We start from the raw sequence: 22794 nt of genomic DNA on the forward strand, positions 1-22794 counted from the left end.
GCGGCGGCGCCGGGGCCGTCCCGGTGACAGCCCGACGCGCAGGGCGAGCCTCTCCCCACCCGGCAGGCCGGCCGGACAGACCCTGGCGGAATGGACGAAAACGCACCGGCAGTAGCCCTGCGACCGCCCGTCGACGTCATGCGTCCCCAGGCTGTGGACGAAATCCCCGAACAAACAGGCACGCCGGAGAGTCTCCAGTACTCCCTCAAACTCGACGGATTCCGCGCCCTCGCCTTCATCCTCGAAGGCGGCCGGGTCTTCCTGCAGTCACGCTCACAAAGGGACCTGGCCCGGGAGTTTCCCGAAATTGCCGCATATCTCGGAGAGCATCTGCCCGCCGGAACCGTGCTGGACGGCGAACTGTGCGCCTACCGCGACGGGCGTCTGAGCTTCACCGATCTCCTCCGGTCCCACGCCGATCGCGAGCGATCGGGCATCCCGGTGTCCTACGTGGCGTTCGACATCCTCGCCGTCCCAGGCCGCGATGTCAGAGCCCTGCCGCTGAAAAAGCGCTGGGAGCTGCTCGGTGCCGCACTGCACAACGTCGGCCCACCCCTTCAGCGCGTACTGGCGACGCTCGACGAGGAAACCGCCCGTATCTGGTTCCGCGACATAAGAGCTGCCGGCGTCGAAGGAATTGTGGCGAAGGAACTGCGCTCGACCTATCGGGCAGGAGCGACCAAGGCATGGAGAAAGATCAGACATGCGGACACGACGGACGGGGAACTCCTCGGCGTTTTCGGCCCGTTGGACAGACCGCAGGCCCTTCTCGTACAACTCCCGGATGATCGAACCGTGAAGACGTCGCCCCGCTTGACCCCGACGCAGTCACGGCAGGTCGGCGAGCTGGTACACGGCCGCTTGGGACAGCTGACGCACCACCCGGAACACGGGCCGGTGCGCATGCTCACCGACCCCCTCCTCATCGAACTGCGCCAAGCGGCCGGACGCCACGAGACCGTCCGTTTCGTACGTGTGCGGTCCGACGGATGAGATGTCGTTCCGTCGTCATAGGGTGAAATCTCGCGCGGGACGGACGGGAGGGCCGAGGTGGCCGAGACGACGCCGACCGGGACGACGGTCGCCGAGGTGATGGCCGAGCTGGCCGGGCTCGAGGACCCGAAGGCACGCGCCGTGAACGAGAAGCACGGTGACGATCACGGTGTGAACCTCAGCAAGCTGCGCGCGCTCGCGAAGCGGCTGAAGACGCAGCAGGGCCTCGCGCGCGGGCTCTGGGAGACGGATGACACCGCGGCACGACTCCTCGCCCTCCTCATCTGCCGCCCGAAAGCGTTCGAGCGGGACGAGCTGGACGCCATGGTGCGCGAGGCGCGCACGCCCAAGGTGCACGACTGGCTCGTGAACTACGTGGTGAAGAAGAACCCGCACGCCGAAGAGCTGCGACTGGCCTGGTCGGCCGACGAGGATCCGGTGGTCGCGAGTGCCGGCTGGGCGCTGACCGCGGAACGCGTGGCGAAGAAGCCGGAGGGCCTCGACCTTTCGGCGCTCCTCGACATCATCGAGGCGGAGATGAAGGACGCCCCGGACCGTCTGCAGTGGGCGATGAACCACTGCCTGGCCCAGATCGGGATCGACCACGCCGACCACCGCACCCGGGCGATGGACATCGGCGAGCGGCTCCAGGTACTCAAGGACTACCCGACGTCCCCCGGCTGCACGTCTCCGTTCGCGCCCGTCTGGATCACCGAGATCGTGCGCCGCCGGCAAGCCCGGTAGAACGGCCCGCAGGTCACACCCGCAGCCACGTGTGGCGGTCGCGGGCCATCGCGTGCAGGGCCTCGACATCGGCCGGTTTCAGGACGCCGCCCGTGCGCGCGAGCGACTGGAGTTCCGTGTCCAGGACGATGCGTACGTCCCGTGGGGGTGCCGCCACCTCGACGGTCGTGGCGCCCGCCACGGCCAGGACCGGGCGGACCTCCGCGGTCAGGGCGAAGGACGCGCGGGACGCGTTCGCGCGGACGCGGCGCAGGAGCGGGTGCGGCTCCGAGCGGCCGGTCATCACCATCGGGTCGGCGACGCGGACGCGCTGCTTGCGGGCCGGAAGCGTGTGCAGGGCATAGAGACCGCCGGGTCCGATGAGGAGGTGGTGGATGCGGGCGCCGCCGGGCAGCGGCACGGAGTGCAGCGCTCGCCAGCCCGCCCGCTCGAACGCGTCGAGCGCTCCGCCGACGGACTGCTCGGCCTCCAGGGCCCGGCGCCGCGGGTCCCCGCGCAGCCGCCGCGGCGGGCCCGGGTCGCGGTCGACGGCGATCTGAAGGGCCTCGCCGGGCCGGTTCGGCGCGAGGTCGTCGTCCGGGTGGAGGGCGAGCCTGGCGAGTTCGACCGGGGTGGGCACCGGGGGCGGGCCGACCGTGACCTGGCCGGTCAGGAAGGGCCCGAGGACGTCGAGCACGGCGTCCCGGCGGGCCTCGCTGATCAGATTGACGCGGCCGGCCTCACGGTCGTACCAGGCGACGTTCCTGCCGTCGTCGCCGCAGACATAGAGCCGCTCCCGACCGTGCCGCCAGGTCGGTATGACGCGCAGACCGCTCATGCACCATCACCCCACGACCATGGGAACAGCCCCGGAGCCGCAGGGCAATATGCCGTCGGGCCCCTCGGTGACACCACCGCCCGAAGAGCTTCGCCCCGCTGTTACACAGCTGCCGAATTGCCGTGATGAGGGTTCTTTACGGTGAAGACGTCAGCGTTTACGCCACCTGGTGGAGCGCACCGCACCGGGAGTAGAGCAGGGGAGACGTTCCGTGAGCACCACCCGTCGAGCAGGCCTGCTGGCCCGCGGCACGTTCGTCGCCGCCGTTCTCGGCGGCGCGCTCCTGGTCCCGACGGCCGCGTTCGCGCACGCCCAGCCCGACCGGCACGCGACCCCCGCGCCGGAAAGCTCACCGGAGCAGACCCACGCCACACCCGACTCGAACCCGCTGTTCCTGGCGGCGGGCGGCGGAATGGCGGCGGCGGGCGCGGGGGGACTCGCCTTCTCGATGTACCGGCGCGGACGCACCGACGACTGAGGGTTCGAGGTGCGCACGGTCCCGTGGGTCAATAGAAAGGACTTCCTCACCCATAAGGTGTCAGTGGGGTGACCGACCGGCACGCGGACAGGCAGGAGTGCAGTGAATTCCAGGCGCACCTGTACCGCGGCCGCCGCCGTGTCGGCGTCGGTACTGCTGCTCGCGGGGTGCGGCGACTCGGGTGAGCTGCGCAGCGCGGGTCCGACGTCCACGGCGGTGGGGCCGGCCCGGCTGTGGCCCACACTGCCGCCGGCGTCCGCCGCGGCCGACGACTACGGCTCGGGCCACACCGAGGTCGTGAAGGGCATCACCGCCAAGGGTGACGACATTCACCGCGTGAACCCGGTCGAGGTGGTCCGCGTCCAGGCGGCGGCCGCCGCGGCATCGCCGAGCCCGTCCCCGAGCCCGGACAAGGTCGTAGGGCTGGACGACTGCGGCACGGAGGCCAGTACCAAGTGCCCGGTACTGAAGGCGTACTACCGGGACCTGACCGGCGACGGCAAGGACGAACTGGTCGTGGGGATCCGCCTGCCGAAAGGCCAACTCGCGGTGCGCTGCTACATGTTCGAGGACCACAGACTGACGCAGATCATGGGTACGTCGGACGCGGTCGTGAGCGTGGAGATCGCGGGCCGCGACGTAATCCTGCGGGCGGTGGCGGACCTGCCGGGCTACGAGTACCGCACGGCGTGGTCCTGGGACCCGCACCAGCGCGCGATGCTCCCCACCCGAGACGAAATCCTCCGCACAGGCCCACCCGCAACCCCAACCCAGACCGCGACCCAGCCCCCCAAGCCCAGCCCTACCTCCCCCACCTCACCCACCCCCACCCCCACCACCTCCCCTCCGGAATCCCCGACAACAACCCCATCGGCCCCGACGCGATGACGACACACTCGGGCCCGGGACCACGGCACCCCACAACCGGCCCGCACCAGCCCACGTACACGGGCCGACGGACACCGGCCCCCACGCCGCCGCACCCGCGACCGAGCGGGAGGGGCCGGGCCGGTATGTCCGCCCGGAGCCGGCACACACTACTGACGCGCACGAAATCCGACGCCGAACCATCCAAGCGAGGACGGACATACCGGACCGGCCCCGCACCCACCCACACACACAGGGCGCAGAGCAGCACCGCCCCCGGACCTGGCACCGACCCCGGCACCGGCACCGGCACCGGCACCGCACCCACCCACACACCCCGGCGCGAGAACACCGGCCCAGAACACCCGCGCCCCCGGCAGCCCGCCAAGAGCCGCCCATGACCCCCACCACCTCCCGCGCCACGAGCCACGCCAGGCCCAACCCCCGACTCCCCGCCTGGACCGCCACCCTCACCTGGAAGGCCGCGGTCTTCATCACGGTGATGTGCTGCGCACTCGCCGCACTCCTGGGCGCCCTGGTCCACGTATCGGTCGCCAATCAGACCGCCGGCCAGGCCCGTGACCGCGCACTGGGCCGGCTCGACGAGGCCACCGAGGCGTACGAGGCCGGAGCGAGGCTGGGCCCGCTCGCGGGGGTCGATCCCCCCGGCCTGCCCGACTCGCTGCGCAGGCTCGCCGCGGGCGGAGATCGCGGCACCATGGTGAGCAGCCAGGCGAAGGCACCCACGATGTGGGCGGCGGGTCCGATCGACGGGAACCGCGTACTGGCCGTGGAGGTCGACTACTCGCAGGGCGCCCGCACGATCGACGGCCTGGACCGGGCGATCGTCGGCTCGTCCGTGCTGGCGATCGGCGCGACGCTGCTGGTGGGAGCGTTCGCGGTGACCCGCGTGACGCGACGCCTGCACGCGACGGCGAGGGTGGCCCGGCGGATCAGCGGCGGGGACCTGGACGCGCGCGTGGGCGATCCGAGGACGAGAAATCCGGCCAGGCACCAGGACGAGGTGGCCGCGGTCGCGGGCGCGCTGGACAGCATGGCGTCGTCGTTGCAGCGCAAGCTGCTCAGCGAGCAACGGTTCACGGCGGACGTGGCGCACGAACTGCGGACACCGCTGACGGGCCTGCACGCGGCGGCCGAACTCCTCCCGCCGGGCCGCCCGACGGAGCTCGTACGGGACCGGGTCGCCGCACTGCGGACCCTCACCGAGGACCTGCTGGAGATCTCGCGCCTGGACGCGCGCAGCGAGCGCGTGGACCTGGACGACAACTGGCTCGGCCCGCTCACCGAGCGGGTGGTGCGTGGGTCCGGCACGGAGACGGAGGTGGTCGTGGTGCGCGACGTCTGCGTACTGACGGACCGCCGGCGCCTGGAGCGGGTGCTGGGCAACCTCGTGGCGAACGCGCACCGGCACGGCAGCCCGCCGGTGGTCCTCACGGTGGACGGCCCGGTGATCACGGTGCGGGATCACGGGGAGGGCTACCCGGACTACCTGGTGGAGGGCGGTCCGCAGCGGTTCAGGACGGAGGGCGGCGCGAAGGGCCACGGCCTCGGCCTGACGATCGCGCTGGGCCAGGCGAAGGTGCTCGGCGCCTCGCTCAGGTTCACGAACGCGGCGGACGGCGGAGCGCTGGCGACGCTGAGGTTGCCGTACGACGACCACCAGCCCTGACGCACCACACCCACACGGAACCCCCGCACAGAACCCCGCACAGAACCCCGTACAGAATCCCTCCGGAAACCCCCGCCCGAAACCCCCGCCGGACACACACCCAGTCAGATTAAAGCGACATAGCGGCATTTCCCGGCTATCGCTTGTTACGTTCCCGCCATGACGGGATCGACGGGATCGACGGGACCCACGGGCCCGGCAGGCGCGAGAGCCGGCGCCAGCCCTCCCCCTGTCCCCGCTGTCCGCCTCCCGCGGCGCCGTGGCACCGAACTCGTCCTGATCGTTCTGGCCGTCCTGCTCAGCGTCTACGGATACTGCGCCGTAGGACTCGCCAAGAACGGCTCCGTACCACCCGGCGCCGCCGGATACGGCGCCGGGCTCGGCGTGCTCGCGCTCGTGGCGCACGGCGCGATCCGCCTGCGCGCCCCGTACGCGGACCCGCTCCTGCTGCCCATCGGTGTGCTGCTCAACGGCCTCGGCCTGGTCCTGATCTACCGGCTCGACCTGGAGACGCCCGACGACCAGGCTGCGCCGATCCAGCTCATCTGGTCCACGCTCGGCGTGGCCCTGTTCATCGCGGCCGTGGTGTTGGTGCGCGACCACCGGGTGCTCCAGCGGTACGCGTATCTGTCGGCCGTCGCCGCGCTGCTCCTGATGGTCCTGCCGATCTTCTTCCCGGCGGTGAACGGCGCCCGCATCTGGCTCAGGATCGGCGGATTCTCCATCCAGCCGGGCGAGTTCGCGAAGGTGCTGCTCGCGATCTTCTTCGCCAGCTATCTCGCGGCGAACCGCAACGCGCTCTCGTACACGGGAAAGAAGATCTGGCGCTTCCAGCTCCCCACCATGCGGGTCTTCGCGCCGATCCTGGTGTTCTGGCTGATCAGCGTGGGCGTCCTGGTCCTGGAACGTGACCTGGGGACCTCGCTGCTGTTCTTCGGCCTCTTCATCGTGATGCTGTACGTGGCGACGGGCCGCGGCAGCTGGATCGCGATCGGGCTCCTCCTCGCGGCGGGCGGCGCGGTCTTCGTCGGCGCGCTCGAACCGCATGTGAACAGCCGCGTCCATGACTGGCTGCACCCGTTCGCCTCGATCGACGCGGGCGAGGGTCCCGGCCAGCTCGCGCAGTCGCTGTTCGCGTTCGCGGCGGGCGGCATGCTCGGCGAGGGGCTCGGGGCGGGGCACTCGATCCTCATCGGGTTCGCCGCCAAGTCGGACTTCATCCTGGCGACCGCGGGCGAGGAGCTGGGGCTCGTCGGTCTGACGGCGATCTTCCTGCTGTACGCGCTGCTCGTGGAGCGCGGCTACCGTGCCGGGCTGGCGCTGCGCGACCCGTTCGGCCGGCTCCTCGCGATCGGCATCGCATCGATCGTCGCGCTCCAGGTGTTCGTGATCGCGGGCGGGGTGATGGGCCTGATCCCGCTGACCGGCATGGCGATGCCGTTCCTCGCGCAGGGCGGCTCGTCCGTCGTCACGAACTGGATCATCGTGGCGCTGCTCGTACGGATCAGTGACTCCGCGCGTGGCCAACTCCTGCCGGACGACGCGCTGGAGGCGCATCGGTGACCCGCTACATCCGCCGCGCCTCGATCTTCTGTCTGGTGCTGCTCGTCGCACTGCTGGTCAACTCGGCCCGCGTAATGATCTTCGAGGCGGACTCCCTCGACGACAACCCGGCCAACCGCCGCAACACCATCGCGCGCTACGACCAGCCGCGCGGCAACATCCTCGTCGACGGCAAGACCGTCACCGGCTCGAGGGACACCGGCGAGCAGCTCCGTTACGAACGGACGTACAGGGACGGTCCGTTGTACGCGCCGGTGACCGGGTACGCGTCCCAGGTGTACGGCACCTCACTGCTGGAGAACGCCGAGGACGGCATCCTCTCCGGCACGGACCCGATGCTCGCCCCGCTCCCCCTGTTCAACGACCTGACGCGCTCGCAGCAGCCGGGCGGCAAGGTGGCGACCACGATCAACGCGGCGGCGCAGAAGGCGGCGTACTCCGGGCTGGCCAGGCGCCGGGGCGCGGTCGCGGCGCTCGATCCGGCGACCGGGGAGATCCTCGCCCTGGTGAGCAGCCCCTCGTACGATCCTGGGGCGATCGCGGGGACGGATTCGGCGACGACGTCGGCGTGGAAGCGCCTGAACAGTTCGCCGAGTCAGCCGATGCTCAACCGGGCGATCCGTCAGACGTATCCACCCGGCTCGACCTTCAAGATCGTCACCGCGGCGGCGGCCCTCGACTCGCGCGTCGTGACGGATGTGGACGAGCCGACGGAAACACCGAGCCCCTGGCGTCTGCCCGACACGTCGACCTTGCTGCGGAACGAGGCGCGTGGCTGCGAGGACGCGTCGCTCGCGGACGCGATCCGGGTCTCCTGCAACACGGTGATGGCAAAACTCGGTGTGCAGGTGGGGCTGAAGGGGATGGTGTCGGCGGCCAGGAGGTTCGGCTTCAACGATGCGGGGGTGAGGATCCCGTCGAGCGTCTCGCGGAGCAACTTCGACACGGACATGGACCGTTCGCAGCTGGCGCTCTCGTCCATCGGCCAGTTCAACACGGCGGCGACGCCGCTGCAGATGGCGATGGTCTCGGCCGCCGTCGCCAACGGCGGGGTCCTGATGGCGCCGCATCTGGTGGAGAGGACGACGGACGAGCACGGCAACACCGTGGCGCAGACCGGTTCGAAGACGTACCGCCAGGCGATGAACCCGGCCACGGCGGTGCAGCTCCAGGAGATGATGCAGGACGCCGTGGAGTTCGGCACGGGCACGAACGCGCAGATCCCCGACGTGACCGTCGGCGGCAAGACCGGCACGGCGCAGCACGGCGTGGGCAACAAGGGCACCCCGTACGCGTGGTTCATCTCCTGGGCGCGGTCCCCGGAGGCGGGCAATGCGGAGGTCGCGGTCGCGGTCGTCGTCGAGGACGCGTCGGCGAACCGTACGGACATCAGCGGCGGCGGGAGCGCGGCGCCGATCGCGCGGGATGTGATGGAAGCGGTACTGAAATCGGCGCATCGGTAAGGGGATCGGCCCGCAAGTGGCCCCTGATACCAACAGGTGAAATGGCCCTCTACGGCGCCGCGCCCCCTGCCTATCGTGCAGTCCATGACTGACTACGGGACTGCGAAGACGACGGAAAACGGGACTCGCCACGAACTCGCCCAGGTGAACATCGGCCGCCTGACCGCCCCGCTCGACTCGGAGCAGCTGCGGGACTTCGCGGAGGGACTCGATCCGGTGAACGCCGTCGCCGACGCGTCGGACGGGTTCGTGTGGCGTCTGAAGGACGACAGCGGGGACGCGACGAGCTTCCGGATCTTCGACGACGCGTGGCTGCTCGTGAACATGTCGGTGTGGCGGGGCACGAACGCGCTGACGGCGTTCATCTATCAGGGCCTGCACCGTGAACTGCTCGCGCGCCGCCGGGAGTTCTTCGAGCGTCTCGACGAGGCGGTGACCGCTCTGTGGTGGGTGCCGGCCGGACACCGGCCCACCCTCGAGGAGGCGGAGGAACGCCTGGTCCATCTGCGGACGCACGGCCCGACGCCGTACGCGTTCAATCTGCGTACGGCGTTCCCGGCGGGCGGCGCCGGCCCCGAGCCGGAGCCGGAGCCGGAGCCGGAGTCCGTCAGCCGATCGGCTTCCTGATCTCCGAGCGGATCTTCGCCGCGGTCGCGGCCGCCGCGTCGAGGTCCACGTCGGAGGGGTCCTGAAGAGCGATCTCGGGGGTGATCTCGGCGACGGTGGCGCCGGTGTTCCCGTCGGCCCACGCGCACATCGGAATGGTCGCCCGCTGCTTGGTGAGCACCTGGCAGGTGATGGTGACGTCGGAGCCGGCCGGCTTGAAGTCCTTGGCGGGTACGGCGACTTCGGCGCCGTCGCTCTTGGCGGCGCCCTGCATCATGTTCTTGCGGGCCAGGTCGGTGTTCTTGAACCGGCCGTACATGCCGGAGATCACCACACCCGCGTTCTTCTTGGCGGGGTCGGTCCCGGCGTACTGGCCGACGGCCGCCTTGGTGTCACGCGCGTCCCAGGCGCCGTCCGCCTCGTCCTCGATCTGCTTGCCCTGGGTGTCGGACAGATCCTGGGTGAGGGTGTACCTCCCGTCGAGGACGGTCTTCGGGATGGTCAGCTTGTACTCGGCCTTCGGGAAGCTCTTGTCGACCTCCGAACCGAGCATGGCGACCGCGACGATCCCGATGACGACGACGGCGAGCGCGCCGCCGACGATGCCGAGGATCATCCCGACCCGCCGCTTCTTGGGCGGCGGGCCCATGGGGGCACCGCCCCATCCGGGGTAGGGGGCACCGCCCGGGTAGGGCTGCTGGGCGTACGGGCCGGGCTGGCCCGGCTGGCCGTACGGACCGGGCTGCTGCGGCGGGCCGTACGGACCGGGCTGGCCGGGCTGCTGCGGCGGGCCGTAGGGGCCCGGCTGACCGTAGGGTGCGGCCGGGGGCTGCTGGCCGTACGGGTTGGGCTGGGGCGGCTGAGGCGTGGACACGTCAGCAAACTACTGCATGCGGGTGACATGCCCGCACGCCCCGGACACCACGAGCACCCCGGGCATGCCCTAGGGCAGTTGCGCGCCCTCCCCGATCGTCGACTCCACCTCCGCGACGCGCTCCAGCTCCTCCGCCGCGAAGCGTTCCGCGTCGAGCTTCTCGGCGATCTCCTCGTCCTCGGCCATCAGCTGGTCGAGGTTCGAGTTGCCCATCTCGAAGACGCCCATGTCGACGTACGCCTGCTGGAGGCGCTTGCCCCACAGGCCGATGTCCTTGACGCAGGGCACGATCCGGGAGAAGAGCAGCTGGCGGAAGAGGGCCAGGAACTCGGACTGCTCGCTGTACTCCTCGGCCTCCGCCTTGGAGATGCCGAAGTTCTCCAGGACCTCGACGCCGCGCAGCCGGTCGCGCATCAGGTAGCAGCCCTCGATGACGAACTCCTCGCGCTCACGCAGTTCGGCGTCGGTGAGCTGCTGGTAGTAGTCGCGCAGGGCCATCCGCCCGAAGGCCACATGGCGGGCCTCGTCCTGCATCACGTACGCGAGGATCTGCTGGGGCAGCGGCTTGTCCGTGGTGTCGCGGATCATGCCGAACGCGGCGAGCGCCAGGCCCTCGATGAGGACCTGCATACCGAGGTAGGGCATGTCCCAGCGGGAGTCGCGCAGGGTGTCGCCGAGGAGCGACTGGAGGTTGTCGTTGATCGGGTAGAGCATCCCGATCTTCTCGTGCAGGAAGCGGCCGAAGATCTCCGCGTGCCGGGCCTCGTCCATGGTCTGGGTCGCCGAGTAGAACTTGGCGTCCATGTCGGGCACGGACTCGACGATGCGGGCGGCGCACACCATCGCGCCCTGCTCACCGTGCAGGAACTGGCTGAACTGCCAGGACGCGTAGTGCTTGCGCAGCTCGCCCTTGTCCCGGTCCGTCATCTTCGCCCAGTGCCGGGTGCCGTAGAGCGTGAGCGCCTCGTCGGGGGTGCCGAGCGGGTTGTGGGGGTCGACCTCGAGATCCCAGTCGATGCGCTTGGCGCCGTCCCACTGCTTGTCCTTGCCCTTCTGGTAGAGCGCGAGGAGGCGGTCCCTGCCCTCGTCGTACTCCCAGCTGAATCTTGCCGAACCGGCAGCCGGTATTTGCCAGCCGAGCTCCCTGGGCGCCCTGGTATACAGCTCATGCGTCGACATACAGGCAGGCTCACACGCTCGTGGACACCGGGTCAACAAGTCGCGCACAAGGGATTGACGGCCTTGCTGACAGGCAGTCTCATAAGACGTGACCGCCGGTAACTCCTGTGCCGCGGCGCCCGTTTCCCGTACGACGAGGTGGGACAGCCATGACGACCGTGACGGAAGCCGACGCGTTCGAGGGTCTGCGCGACGCGCTCGGGCTGCTCAAGGACCGCGAGCAGGTGGCCGAGCGCTTGCTCGACTCCTCCGCCAAGCACTCCTTCGACCCGGACAAGGAGCTCGACTGGGACGCCCCCGACGTCGAGGGCATGTGGTATTGGCCCCCGGAGCTCTGCTCGCTCTACGACACCCCCATGTGGAAGCGGATGCCGCAGGAGCAGCGCATCGAGCTCTCCAAGTACGAGGCCGCCTCCATGGCGTCCATGGGCGTCTGGTTCGAGATCATCCTGATGCAGCTCCTCGTGCGGCACATCTACGACAAGTCGTTGACCAGCAGCCATGTGCGCTACGCCCTCACGGAGATCGCCGACGAGTGCCGGCACTCCATGATGTTCGCCCGCATGATCAAGCGGAGCGTCGGCGAGAGTTTCCCCATGCCGCGTGTCCACCACAACCTGGGACGCGTGCTCAAGACGATCTCCACGACGCCGGGATCCTTCGCGGCCACGCTGCTCGGCGAGGAGATCATCGACTGGATGCAGCGGATGACGTTCCCGGACGAGCGCGTCCAGCCGCTGGTGCGCGGCGTCACCCGCATCCACGTCATCGAGGAGGCTCGTCACGTGCGCTACGCCCGTGAGGAGCTGCGCCGCCAGATGGTGACGTGCGGCCCGGCCGAGGCGGCGTACACCCGGATCGTGTGCGGCGAAGCGGCCCGCGTGATCTACACGGCCTTCCACAACCCGGCGGCCTACGAGCGGGCGGGGCTCGACCCGAAGGAGGCGCTGGCGCAGGTCAAGGCCAGCGGCCACCGCCGCGAGATCATGCAGACCGGCGCCAAGCGCCTGACCGACTTCCTGGACGACATCGGGGTCATGCGGGGCGTCGGACGCAGGCTGTGGAAGTCGTCCGGGCTGCTCGCCTAGGACTGCGCCCGGGACCGTGCGGAGCGCTTCCGTACCGGACCTCCGCACGAAAAGCCGGTTACGCTGCGGGACATGACCTCGGCACCCGGCACCCGCGCGTACCGACGGCTCAGCGTCGAGGAGCGTCGCAGTCAGCTCCTCGTCGCCGCGCTGTCCCTCTTCGCGCACCGGGCACCCGAGGAGGTGTCCCTCGACGACGTGGCGGAGGCGGCCGGTGTCTCACGGCCGCTCGTCTACCGCTACTTCCCCGGCGGCAAGCAGCAGTTGTACGAGGCAGCGCTGCGCTCCGCGGCCGACGAGCTGGAGAAGTGCTTCGCGGAGCCGCAGGAAGGGCCGCTGAGCGGCCGGCTCACGCGGGCGCTCGACCGCTACCTCGGGTTCGTGGACCAGCACGACATGGGATTCGCCGCCCTGCTGCAGGGCGGCAGCGTCGTGGAGACCTCGCGCACGACGTCGATCGTGGACGGCGTGCGCAGGGCGGCGGCCGAGCACATCCTGAGCCATCTCGCCGTGGCGGACCCGGGTCCCCGGTTGCGGATGACCGTACGTATGTGGATCACGGCGGTGGAGGCGGCCTCGCTGATCTGGCTCGACGAGGACAAGAAGCCGCCACTGGACGAGCTGCGCGACGGGCTCGTCGACCAGTTCATGGCGGTCCTCACCGCGACGGCGGGCCGCGACCCGCAGACCGCCGAGGCGGTGCGGCACGCGCTGGCCCTGGAGACGCAGGACGGGCCCGTGGGCCGGCTGGCGCGCCTGGTGCTCCCCGTGGTGAGCGACGCGGCACACCTGTTGTGACACTGGTGCCGTGAAGAGCGAAGAGACGCCGTTCGTCGGCGGGCCGATGGACGGGCAGGTGCTGCCCGTGCTGCTCGGGCCCACGGGGCATCCGCCGAAGGTGTACCGCATCCCCGTGCCGGGCCCCGACGGCTCCGCGGGCACGGTGCTCATCTACCGCCGGGTGCCGATGGTCCCCGGCAAGATCCGGTTCACCCGTCGCTGGAAGTACGAGTACGACCCCTCGGGGCGCGACGACAGCGGGCTCCGGTGGCCCTGGTCCAAGCCGCGTCCGTAGCAGTCGACTTCGTAGATCACCATCGTGGAGTCCCCCGACCGGGTGAGGTCTTTGGGCCGAACCGCCCAGCAGGAGGCGCGCGGGCAGGCCGACGTGTTGATGCTCACGGTGCGGGACGGACGGGCTGCCCCGCACCGGAGGTGATGATGTGTCAGGAAGCCTTCTGCGGTGGGTCTGTGCCGCGACGGTGGCCTCAACGCTCGCGGCGCCGGGACCCGCGACCGCCGCAACCACGCCGAACCCCGGCCCCCTTCCGGCGGCCGGCAGCAAGTCCGTCGCCACACTTCTGACAGATCTTCAGCGTCTGTACCGGGAGGCCGAGAAGGCCACCGAGACGTACAACGCGACCGCGGAGAAGCTCAAGAAGCGCCGGAAGACGGCCGGTGACCTGGCCCGCAAGCTGGCCAGGGCCCGCACCTCGCTCCACGACAGCCGCGACGCGGCAGGCCGCCTCGCCCGCGAGCAGTACCAGGGCAGCAGCAACATCTCCCCCTATCTGCGCCTGCTCCTCGCCCGCGACCCGCAGCACGCCCTCGACCAGGGCCATGTGATCCGGCGCGTGGCCCAGGAGCGCATCGCGACCGTGGACCGGCTCGTCGGCGGCGAGAAGCGCGCCGACGACCTGGCGGCCCAGGCACGCAAGGCGCTCGCCGAGCAGACCCGGCTCTCGGAGCGGCAGAAGAAGGACCGGGACGCGGTCCGGGCCCGCCTCAAGGGCGTCGAGAAGCTGCTCGCCTCGCTCACCCCGGACCAGCTCGCCGAGCTGACCCGCCTGGAGGACGCGGGGATGGCGAAGGCGCAGAAGACGTTCATGGCGTCGGGCGCGCTCAGCTCGCAGCGGGCGCCGTCGCGGGCCGGGGACACGGCACTCGCGTACGCGGTGAACCAGATCGGGAAGCCGTACGTGTGGGGCGCGGAAGGGCCCGCGGCGTTCGACTGCTCGGGGCTCACGTCGAAGGCGTGGGAGCACGCGGGCGAGAGCATCCCCCGCACGTCACAGGAGCAGTGGGCGCGACTGCCTCGCGTCCCGCTGAACGAGCTGCGGCCCGGGGACCTCGTCGTGTACTTCCCCGAGGCCACGCACGTGGCGATGTACCTGGGCGACGGCATGGTGGTGCAGGCGCCACGGCCGGGCGCGAGGGTCAAGGTGTCGCCGATCGCGGCCAACCCGCTGCTCGGCGCCGTCCGCCCCGATCAGGGCGACACGTCGATGAAGGACTACACCCCGCCGGAGCTGCCCCAGGGCGCGACGGGCGGTGACGACACCGGAAACGGCGCCGCGGGGGCGCCCACCGGCTGACCGGTGCGCGCCCCGCCGCGGATCAGCCGGAGACGGAGGCCAGGCAGGCGTTCGTCTTCTCGGGCTCAGAGAAACCACACCACGGCCCGGTGGGCGCTCTACCAGCGGTTTCGCCCCAACTAGCGGATCCATGGCGGGCCGTGGGCCGTCTGTGGGCCGTCATAGCGATCGTTGGCCTCTGTCGTGGACGGTCGCGATGGCAGTCCGCGTCCGCGCCTGGCGGCTTGGCATGAGGTGGGCGTAGTCCTCAGGGTGAGGGCCGCATCGCTGTGCCCGAGGTACTCACTCACGGCCTTGATGTTCTCGCCGCTGTCGAGGAGCGCGGACGCGTAGAAGTGCCTCAGCGCGTGCATGCCGTGCTCGCGCGCCGCCGGATGCGCATCGTCCTTCCTCGCCGGCGCGGGAAGGACTCCGGCCGCGACGAGAGCGGGCTTTACCGTCGCCCGGCACCTCTCCGGCGACGCGTCCTGCACCGCGAGCTTCGTCCCTCCTGAGCTCTGCCCGACAACCTGCTCTCCGCCCCGGTCCCGGCGGACCTCAAGACCCCGCCGGGACCGTTCTCCGATCAGCTGATGTCGCTCGGCTCAGGAGTCCGGCTCGGGTCCGGCTGGGTCGGCAATGCCCTGAGGCGCGGGCCGGGTTGTGGCAGTGCCTCTCGCAACTGCCGGTTCCCCAGGGTGAGCTGATTGACGACGCGGACGAGGTGCTCGACGTCGGCCCGAAGCTGGGTAGATTACTTCGCGTCTTCCTGGCGAAGCTCCTTCAGCTTGACGATCTGCTTTCGCAGGCGAACTATGGCCCGTTGCCCTCCGTGATGCGAATTCGCCATGTCTCATTGCCTCTCCGGTCGCATATGTGGAATCGCTATTGCGGACGGCAGAGCCGGTCGGCCGGCCGATCGAACTGGTAAAGCAGAGGTATAATCGCCGCATAAGAAGATCTCGGATGACAGGGAGGTCGCGTCCACGACGCGATCAAGAGCCGGAGCGCATGTCACTCCACGTCTGAACCGTGCCTACGAGGACGTGTGACGAACTGCCGTCTGGCCGTAGGCCGCGGATGCCCGGCATCGGGGCTGTGCCCTTGGGAAACGGTATTCCGTTGTGCAAACCGGCGGCTCAGCACCCACCAAGCCGCCGGTTTTTCGCTTGTCAAGTCACGTCTTGTCGCGACGTGCCGGGAGGCTTCCAGCCTGATCTATTGGAAGCAGGTCCCGCCGGGGCGGCGGCGGACACAGCGAGCCGTGAATATCCCAGATTTCGATGCGGGGCGAATACAGAAACCCCGCAATACCGAATAGAGAATTCCGATGACCAAGCGTTCCTGGAATCGCCGTCTTGTGGTGGTCACGGCTTCCCTGGTGCTGGCCGGCGGCGGCCTGGCACTGCCGATGACCGCCATGGCTGCACCGGTAGCCCTGCAGCATGGCCCGGTCGCCTTGGATGACGACCCTGACGGCGGCAACGAAAGAGGTACCTCCAACGACGGTGGGTTCGGCATCCAGATCCCGGTCGACCCACCCGCCGACAACACCCAGGCCCAGAGCGACGCGCGCCACAGGGAAGGCCCTGACAGCGTCAACGAAAGGGGCGGTAGTCACCGGAGTTCCGACTACAACCGCGGCCATGACCGTGGCAGCTACAGCGACGCGCGCCACAACGAAGACCCCGACGGCGTCAACGAAGGTACTTCCAACGACGATGGGTTCGGCATCCAGATCCCGGTCGACCCACCCGCCGACAACACCCAGGCCCAGAGCGACGCGCGCCACAACGAAGACCCCGACAGCGTCAACGAAGGTACTTCCAACGACGGCGGGTTCGGCATCCAGATCCCGGTCGACCCGCCCGCCGGCAACACCGAGGTCCAGACCCGCATCATGGCCCCCTTCTGATGCCGGGGCACCAGCTCGGTCAGGGGCCCGGTGAAGGGCGTGGCGCGCGAGGACCGTGGACCTCTCCGCCCGACGGATGGGCCCGGTCCTGGGCTGCGCTCCTTCTCCGGCGCTCCAGGCTCTCCGGATCGCCGTAACAGGCTCGACTCCGACTACCTGACGCCTGGGCCGTCCGTGGGCCGTGAAGCAACGGCCCACGACGGCCGGCAACGACCAATAACGATGACATCGTTACTGGTCAAAGCCCTATCAGGCCCCGGAGACGGAGGCCAGGTAGGCGTTCGTCTTCTCGGGCTCGTAGAAGAAGTTCTCGAAGTCGGCCGGGTTGTTGAAGCCGTTCGCGAAGCGGTCGGCGACCGGCTGGAGCTGGCCGGCGGCGCCGATCAGGTTGAGGACGTGCTCCGGCGGGACGCCCAGCATCGCGTTGGTCCACTTCACGACGTGCTGCGCGGTGTCCCAGTAGCGGTCGAAGGTGGACTGCATCCACTCCTCGTCGAACGGCTTGTCGCCGTGCTCGACGATGGAGTCGAGGTACGAGGCGGCGCACTTGGACGCCGAGTTCGAACCCTGGCCCGTGATCGGGTCGTTGGCGACGACGACGTCGGCGACACCGAGGACCGAGCCGCCGCCGGGCAGCCGCCCGATCGGGTTGCGGACGGTCGGCGCGTAACGGCCCGCGAGGGTCGCGTTGGCGTCGGTCAGCTCGACCTTCGTGGCGCGCGCGTACTCCCAGGGCGTGAACTTCTCCATCAGCTCCAGGGTGAGGGCCAGGTGCTCCGAGGGGTCCTTGACGCCCTTGAAGGCGTCCAGCGGACCACCGGGGATGCCCTCCCAGAACAGGATGTCCGCGCGGCCCGAGGTGGTGAGGGTCGGCATCACGAACAGCTCGCCGACGCCGGGCACCAGGTTGCAGCGCACCGCGTCGAAGTCCGGGTGCTCGGGGCGGGGGCCCATGCCGTGCACGTACGCGACGGCCAGCGCGCGCTGCGGCTCGGCGTACGGGGAGCGTGAGGCGTCGCGGCCGAACATCGAGACCAGCTCGCCCTTGCCGGCGGAGACGAGCACCAGGTCGTAGGTACGGGCGAAGTAGTCGAGGTCGGAGACCGCGGCGCCGTGGATGACGAGCTGCCCGCCGCGCTGCGCGAACGTCTCCATCCAGCCGGCCATCTTCACGCGCTGGTCGACGGACTGCGCGTAGCCGTCGAGCTTGCCCACCCAGTCGATGGCGCGCTGGGAGGGGCCCGGGTCGAAGGAGCCGGGGGCGGCGACGGAGACGCCGAGGCCCTCGATCTTCGGGGCCTGGGACTCCCAGAAGTTCACCTGGAGGTCGCGCTCGTGCTGGAGCGCCGTGTCGAACATGCACTGCGTGGACATGACCCGGCCGGACCGGATCTCGTCCGCGGTGCGGTTGGACATCAGGGTGACCTCGTACCCGTTCGACTGGAGGCCGAGGGCGAGCTGGAGACCGGACTGGCCGGCTCCGACGACGAGTATCTTCCGCATGCGGGTGCCTCTTCTACTGCTGAGGGGTGGTGGCTATTCGGGGGTGGCGTCGAGCGCGTGGCCGACGAGGGCCAGGAGGGTCTCGACGACCGAGATGCGCTGCCGCGCGTCCATGATGAGGACAGGGATGTGCGGCGGCACCGTCAGCGCCTCGCGCACATCGGCGGCGTCGAACTCGTCCGACCCGTCGAAGTGGTTGACGGCGACGACGTACGGGAGCCCGCAGCTCTCGAAGTAGTCGAGGGCCGGGAAGCAGTCGGGCAGCCGCCGGGTGTCGGCGAGTACGACCGCCCCGATCGCGCCGCGCACCAGGTCGTCCCACATGAACCAGAAGCGCTGCTGCCCCGGCGTGCCGAAGAGGTAGAGCACCAGGTCGTCGTCGAGCGTGATCCGCCCGAAGTCCATGGCGACCGTGGTCGTGGTCTTGTCGGGGGTGGCGGTGAGGTCGTCGGTGTCCTCGCTCGCCTGGGTCATCAGTGCCTCCGTCTGGAGGGGCTGGATCTCCGAGACGGCGGTGACGAGTGTGGTCTTGCCGACGCCGAAGCCGCCGGCCACCACTATCTTCGTGGCGATCGGGGCGCGGGTGCGGTCCGTCTGCCAGGCCTGGAGCTCCTCCTGGGGCTCGAAGGCGATGGCAGCACGGCCGGACGGCGGCTGGGCAGGTACGAAGGCGGGCGTGACGCCCTCGGTGACGCCTTCAGAGACGACGGAGTCCACTCAGCACCCTTTCAAGCAGTGCGCGGTCCGGCTGGCCCGGGCCGTGGCCGGTTCCGTAAACGCGGATCTTTCCCTGGTCGGCGAGGTCGCTGAGCAGTACGCGGACCACACCGAGGGGCATCTTCAGGAGCGCGGCGATCTCGGCGACCGTGCGCATACGGCGGCACAGCTCCACGATCGCCCGCATCTCCGGCATGATCCGCGTCGAGAGTGTGCCCTGGCCTATCTCGAGGCGTTCCTCGGGCGCTTCGAGCGCGGCGACGAACGTCTCGACGAGCAGCACATGGCCGAAGCGGGTGCGGCCGCCGGTGAGCGAGTAGGGGCGCACCCGGGCCGGCTTGCGGTCGCCGCCCCGGGTGGGAAGTTTCGGGCCGCCGGTACTGAGATTCGTGATGCTGCTGCTCACTTGGCGTTCTCCATCGACTGGCGCAGTTCACTGCGGAGTTCGGGCGTGAGGACGTGCCCGGCACGGCCGACGAAGAGCGCCATGTGATAGGCGACGACGCTCATGTCGCAGTCCGGGGTGGCGTGCACGCCGAGCAGTGAGCCGTCGCTGATGGACATGACGAAGAGGCTGCCTTCCTCCATCGCGACCATGGTCTGCTTGACGCTGCCGCCGTCCATCAGCTTGGCGGCGCCGATGGTGAGGCTGCCGACGCCGGACACGATCGTGGCCAGGTCGGCGCTGGAACCCTTGGGTCCGCCGCTGTGGTCGGCAGGGCGCTCACTGTTCCTGCCGGGGTCGGAGGAGAGCAGGAGCAGCCCGTCGGAGGAGACGACCGCGACCGAGAGGAGCCCTGGCACCTCCTCCACCAGATTGGTCAGCAGCCAGTGCAGGTTGCGGGCTTCGGTGCTGAGTCCGAATCCAGGGGTGGACGCACTCGGCGTGCGACTGGGCGCAGTCAACTGCTTGCCTCCTCGACTGTGTCCCCCTTGGGTTCTGCGGTCGGATCCGTTCCGCCGATCTCGGCCTCGACGTCCCGCCGGCCTTTGCTGGCCCCCTGGTGGAATCCGCCGAGGCGGCGGCGCAGGGCGTCGGCGTCGACGGATCCGGTGCGCGGCGCCGCGGCGGGCGCGGGGGCCGAGATCTTGGGGGTCCTCTTGGGCAGGCCCTTGTCCGTGACGCGCTCCCACTCGGGGGTGCGGGCCGCGGGGATCACGGGCTCGCCCGCCGCCTCGGGGGCGGGAGGCGTGTCGGCCTTGGGCCGGGTGGGCAGGCCCGGGGTGCCGCTGGTCTCCGCGGTGCCCGTCTCGTCGGCGACCCGCTCGTGCGCGGGCTCGTCGTCGAGGTGCAAGGGCTGCGGCGCGGGCTCGGGGGCCGCCGCCGGTCCGGGTTCCGGGGCGACGGCGCGTACCGGCTCCGGGTCGACGGCCGGGATCGGCGCGGTCAGGGTCATGGTCGTCTCGGCGGGCGACTCGACCGGGACCGTGGGCTCCGGTTCGGGATGCGCCACGGGCTCCCGCGGCGCTTCGGCGTCCGTCCCCGCTTCCCGTACGGCGTGCTCGGCCGCGGCGATCAGCGGGTCGTGGCCGTCCTTGGAACGGCTGCTCAGGACATTGGAGTTGGCCTCGGCCTCGGAGCCCGGCAGGTGCACGGCGGGCGCAGCGCCCGCCACCGGGACCCGCGGGGGCGCGGCTGCCGCGCGGGCCGCCGCGAGGAGCGCCCTGGGCAGCACGATGACGACGGCGATCCCGCCCTGCTTCTGCTCGCGCAGCTGGACCCGCACGCCGTGGCGCGCGGCGAGGCGGGCCACGACGTACAGGCCGAGGCCGAGGCCGTCACCGTCCTCGGGGTCGAACATCTCGTCGTCCGCGAAGGCCGCGAGGCGGGCGTTGAGCTCCTTCATCCGCTCGTCGGTCATGCCGATGCCCTCGTCCTGGACGGAGAGCATGACCTCGCCGCTCTCCAGGAGCCAGCCGGACACCTCGACGGAGGCGTCGGGCGGCGAGAACGAGGTGGCGTTCTCCAGGACTTCGGCGACGAGGTGGCTGAGGTCGTCGGCGGCGAACCCGGCGAGGTGCGCGTGCGGCGGGAGCGCGGAGATCCGGACCCGTTCGTAGCGCTCGATCTCGCTGACCGCGGCGCGCACGACGTCGACCAGCGGGACGGCGCCGGGGTTTCCGTGGCCGTGCTCGGCGCCGGCGAGGACGAGGAGGTTCTCGCTGTGCCGCCGCATGACGGTGGCGAAGTGGTCGAGCTTGAAGAGGGTCGCGAGGCGCTCGGGGTCCTGCTCGCGCTCCTCCAGGTTCTCGATGACGCCGAGCTGGCGCTCCACGAGGCCGAGGGTGCGCAGGGCGAGGTTCACGAACGTGCCGTGGATGCTGTGCCGGACCCGGTCCAGGTGACCGGCGGCCGAGGCGAGTTCGGCGCGCAGCTTCTCGCGCTCGTCGGCCATGGTCGCGCGCTGGCCGATCAGATGCTTGCGGTCGGCCTCGAGCGTGGTGAGGCGCTCATGGAGGCCGAGTGCGTGCGCGTGCAGTGCGTTGACGGACCGTACGACCTGGGCGAACTCGTCGTTGCGGCCGGTGAACTTGACCGGCTCCTCGCTCGCCGGATCCGCGGCGAGGCGCGCCGAGCCGAGGCGGAGCACCGCGAGCGGCCTGGTCAGCGAGCGGGCCATCGCCATCGAGACGCCGACGGCGACGAGCAGGCACAGCCCGGCCAGCGCGATACGGACCTCGAGCGCGGTGACGTCGTCGTCGCGCAGCAGGGCGAGGTCCTTGGTGCGCCGGTCGTAGAGGGACGACTCGGCGCCGCGCATCAGGTCGATACGGGCCGAGAGCGCGGCGTCGATGCTCTTGGGGTTGGCGGCGAGGTCTCCGGCGGACAGCGTGGGCTCGTCCGTGAGGGCGGCCAGGTACTTGTCGGCCTTGGTGACGTCGGGCCCGGTGACCGTCGCGTCGTAGGAGGCGACGGAAGCGGCCGGGCCGGCGTCCTCGAAGTCGGCGAGCGCGGCCTGTTCGCGTACGTGGGCCTGCTGGGCGGCAGCGCTCAGGGCGTCGCGCTGCTTGCCGTCGGCGGAGTCCTGGGAGACGACCGTCTTCGGGAGTCCGGTGACCGGGTCGATGACCGTGGACGTCTGGTCGGTGCGGGGCACGGCGAACGCGGCGAGCAGGAGCCCGCGCGCGGCGGAGGCCTGCTCGACGGCCCGGTCGAGGTCGGCGAAGGCGTGCGCCCCGGAGCCCGCGCGGGGCGGGGTGCTCTCGGCGAGCTGCTCGGCGGTGCCGTGCAGCTCGTTGATCGCGCCGGAGTACGCCCTGTGCGCCTCGAGGGCGCTTCCCTTGCCGGTGAGAGCGGCCCGGCGGACGGCCGCGATGCCGGCGAGGTCGCGTTGCAGGGGGGCCGGGGCGTCGGTGCGGAGCTCTTCGAGCTGCCGGTCGACGCGGGCGCTGCGGCTCTCGGAGAGCCCCTGTCCCTTGGGCCGCCCGGCGGCGATGAAGGCGGTGACCTCGTCGCGCTCGTCGGCCAGGGAGTGGGAGAGCGTGACGGTCTGCTGGGTCCGCGCCGCGAGGTCGACGAGCTCCTGCGAGTCGCCGACCTGCCCGGACGCGGTCATGAGGGCGGGTGCGGCAGAACCGGCGATCGCCGCGGCGACGACCGCTACGGCGATGATGAGCCGGTTGCGCACCCGCGCGGTGCGTCGTCCTCCGGGGTCGGCGGGGGTGCCCGCCGGGGCGTGCGCGGCGGATCCTGCGGGACCCGTCGTGCGCCCCTCGTCCGCTTCGGAGGCCGCTTGCTTGCCCTTGCGTCGAGGCCGCATCTTCCGCACCGGTGCTCGCATTCCTGACTCGTCTACCCATGGGCCCGGGTGACGATCTGTCAACACGCGCGCCCCCTGGTATGGCTCCAGACCATTCCAGTGCCGGTGAGCAGTGGTCGCGCATCACCTAGCCAGCCACCCGAAGGAGTGAACATCGAGCGGGAGTTGGGGAGCAAGTCCCG

General features: G+C 70.5%; 21 protein-coding genes and 1 pseudogene. 13 read left to right on the forward strand and 9 right to left on the reverse strand.

Going from position 1 to position 22794, the window contains the following annotated elements; genetic code table 11:
• Window positions 1-90: 90 nt before the first annotated feature.
• Both ACWFR4_RS08295 and ACWFR4_RS08300 read left to right on the forward strand, forming a co-directional pair.
• Complete coding sequence (locus ACWFR4_RS08295; protein WP_453455370.1) at window positions 91-993, forward strand: ATP-dependent DNA ligase; 903 nt, start codon at window positions 91-93, stop codon at window positions 991-993.
• 57 nt (window positions 994-1050) lie between these two features.
• Window positions 1051-1737 carry a DNA alkylation repair protein gene (locus ACWFR4_RS08300; protein ID WP_453455368.1) on the forward strand — a complete coding sequence of 229 codons (687 nt, stop codon included), beginning with the start codon at window positions 1051-1053 and terminating at the stop codon, window positions 1735-1737.
• Between the two features lie 13 nt (window positions 1738-1750).
• On the opposite strand, the gene ACWFR4_RS08305 is transcribed toward ACWFR4_RS08300, so the two are convergent.
• Complete coding sequence (locus tag ACWFR4_RS08305; protein ID WP_453455365.1) at window positions 1751-2554, reverse strand: nuclease-related domain-containing protein; 804 nt, start codon at window positions 2552-2554, stop codon at window positions 1751-1753.
• Window positions 2555-2765: 211 nt separating this feature from the next.
• On the opposite strand from ACWFR4_RS08305, the gene ACWFR4_RS08310 reads away from it, so the two are divergent.
• The 6 genes from ACWFR4_RS08310 to ACWFR4_RS08335 all read left to right on the forward strand — a co-directional run bounded on the left by ACWFR4_RS08310 (window position 2766) and on the right by ACWFR4_RS08335 (window position 9242).
• On the forward strand, window positions 2766-3032 hold the full coding sequence (locus tag ACWFR4_RS08310; RefSeq protein ID WP_453651578.1) for a hypothetical protein: 267 nt from the start codon (window positions 2766-2768) through the stop codon (window positions 3030-3032).
• 102 nt (window positions 3033-3134) lie between these two features.
• Window positions 3135-3920 (forward strand): hypothetical protein, encoded by a 786-nt coding sequence (locus ACWFR4_RS08315; protein ID WP_453651580.1) that lies wholly within the window; start codon window positions 3135-3137, stop codon window positions 3918-3920.
• A 376-nt stretch (window positions 3921-4296) separates the two neighbouring features.
• Window positions 4297-5589 carry an ATP-binding protein gene (locus ACWFR4_RS08320; RefSeq protein ID WP_453651582.1) on the forward strand — a complete coding sequence of 431 codons (1293 nt, stop codon included), beginning with the start codon at window positions 4297-4299 and terminating at the stop codon, window positions 5587-5589.
• Window positions 5590-5748: 159 nt separating this feature from the next.
• Complete coding sequence (locus ACWFR4_RS08325) at window positions 5749-7152, forward strand: FtsW/RodA/SpoVE family cell cycle protein (RefSeq protein ID WP_453455356.1); 1404 nt, start codon at window positions 5749-5751, stop codon at window positions 7150-7152.
• On the forward strand, window positions 7149-8615 hold the full coding sequence (locus tag ACWFR4_RS08330) for a peptidoglycan D,D-transpeptidase FtsI family protein (RefSeq protein WP_453651584.1): 1467 nt from the start codon (window positions 7149-7151) through the stop codon (window positions 8613-8615). Before ACWFR4_RS08325 ends, ACWFR4_RS08330 begins: the two co-directional genes overlap by 4 nt.
• A gap of 84 nt (window positions 8616-8699) precedes the next feature.
• Complete coding sequence (locus tag ACWFR4_RS08335) at window positions 8700-9242, forward strand: DUF3291 domain-containing protein (protein WP_453651586.1); 543 nt, start codon at window positions 8700-8702, stop codon at window positions 9240-9242.
• Here the strand turns inward: ACWFR4_RS08335 and ACWFR4_RS08340 are convergent.
• Together ACWFR4_RS08340 and ACWFR4_RS08345 are read right to left on the reverse strand one after the other, a co-directional pair.
• Window positions 9223-10095, reverse strand: coding sequence for a hypothetical protein (locus tag ACWFR4_RS08340; protein ID WP_453651588.1), 873 nt, complete (start codon window positions 10093-10095; stop codon window positions 9223-9225). The two genes, ACWFR4_RS08335 and ACWFR4_RS08340, sit on opposite strands and share 20 nt — an antisense overlap.
• A gap of 69 nt (window positions 10096-10164) precedes the next feature.
• Window positions 10165-11274, reverse strand: coding sequence for a ferritin-like domain-containing protein (locus ACWFR4_RS08345; protein ID WP_453455345.1), 1110 nt, complete (start codon window positions 11272-11274; stop codon window positions 10165-10167).
• Window positions 11275-11423: 149 nt separating this feature from the next.
• Between ACWFR4_RS08345 and ACWFR4_RS08350 the strand changes: the two genes are divergently transcribed.
• From ACWFR4_RS08350 to ACWFR4_RS08365, 4 genes are all read left to right on the forward strand, one after another.
• On the forward strand, window positions 11424-12362 hold the full coding sequence (locus tag ACWFR4_RS08350; protein WP_453455343.1) for an AurF N-oxygenase family protein: 939 nt from the start codon (window positions 11424-11426) through the stop codon (window positions 12360-12362).
• 72 nt (window positions 12363-12434) lie between these two features.
• On the forward strand, window positions 12435-13160 hold the full coding sequence (locus tag ACWFR4_RS08355; protein WP_453455340.1) for a TetR/AcrR family transcriptional regulator: 726 nt from the start codon (window positions 12435-12437) through the stop codon (window positions 13158-13160).
• 10 nt (window positions 13161-13170) lie between these two features.
• Window positions 13171-13437: a hypothetical protein gene (locus ACWFR4_RS08360; RefSeq protein ID WP_453455339.1), complete on the forward strand. Its 267-nt coding sequence runs from the start codon at window positions 13171-13173 to the stop codon at window positions 13435-13437.
• 148 nt (window positions 13438-13585) lie between these two features.
• On the forward strand, window positions 13586-14737 hold the full coding sequence (locus ACWFR4_RS08365) for an NlpC/P60 family protein (protein ID WP_453651590.1): 1152 nt from the start codon (window positions 13586-13588) through the stop codon (window positions 14735-14737).
• 159 nt (window positions 14738-14896) lie between these two features.
• Here ACWFR4_RS08365 and ACWFR4_RS08370 read toward each other — a convergent pair.
• Window positions 14897-15171 (reverse strand): annotated as a pseudogene (locus ACWFR4_RS08370) (tyrosine-type recombinase/integrase); the annotation flags it as partial.
• An 875-nt stretch (window positions 15172-16046) separates the two neighbouring features.
• Here ACWFR4_RS08370 and ACWFR4_RS08375 point away from each other — a divergent pair.
• Window positions 16047-16631, forward strand: a complete 585-nt coding sequence (locus tag ACWFR4_RS08375; RefSeq protein ID WP_453651592.1) for a hypothetical protein — start codon at window positions 16047-16049, stop codon at window positions 16629-16631.
• Between the two features lie 249 nt (window positions 16632-16880).
• On the opposite strand, the gene ACWFR4_RS08380 is transcribed toward ACWFR4_RS08375, so the two are convergent.
• From ACWFR4_RS08380 to ACWFR4_RS08400, 5 genes are all read right to left on the reverse strand, one after another.
• Window positions 16881-18134, reverse strand: a complete 1254-nt coding sequence (locus ACWFR4_RS08380) for a styrene monooxygenase/indole monooxygenase family protein (RefSeq protein WP_453455330.1) — start codon at window positions 18132-18134, stop codon at window positions 16881-16883.
• Window positions 18135-18167: 33 nt separating this feature from the next.
• Entirely contained in the window at window positions 18168-18767 is a 600-nt protein-coding gene (locus ACWFR4_RS08385; protein ID WP_453455427.1) for a GTP-binding protein, read from the reverse strand.
• Window positions 18768-18831: 64 nt separating this feature from the next.
• Window positions 18832-19257 (reverse strand): DUF742 domain-containing protein, encoded by a 426-nt coding sequence (locus ACWFR4_RS08390; RefSeq protein WP_240654277.1) that lies wholly within the window; start codon window positions 19255-19257, stop codon window positions 18832-18834.
• Window positions 19254-19757, reverse strand: coding sequence for a roadblock/LC7 domain-containing protein (locus ACWFR4_RS08395; RefSeq protein WP_116510014.1), 504 nt, complete (start codon window positions 19755-19757; stop codon window positions 19254-19256). Before ACWFR4_RS08395 ends, ACWFR4_RS08390 begins: the two co-directional genes overlap by 4 nt.
• Window positions 19754-22612: a nitrate- and nitrite sensing domain-containing protein gene (locus tag ACWFR4_RS08400; protein ID WP_453651593.1), complete on the reverse strand. Its 2859-nt coding sequence runs from the start codon at window positions 22610-22612 to the stop codon at window positions 19754-19756. The genes ACWFR4_RS08395 and ACWFR4_RS08400 overlap by 4 nt, the downstream gene beginning before the upstream one ends.
• Between the last annotated feature and the right edge of the window lie 182 nt (window positions 22613-22794).

Source organism: Streptomyces sp. NPDC055140, from assembly GCF_053607285.1.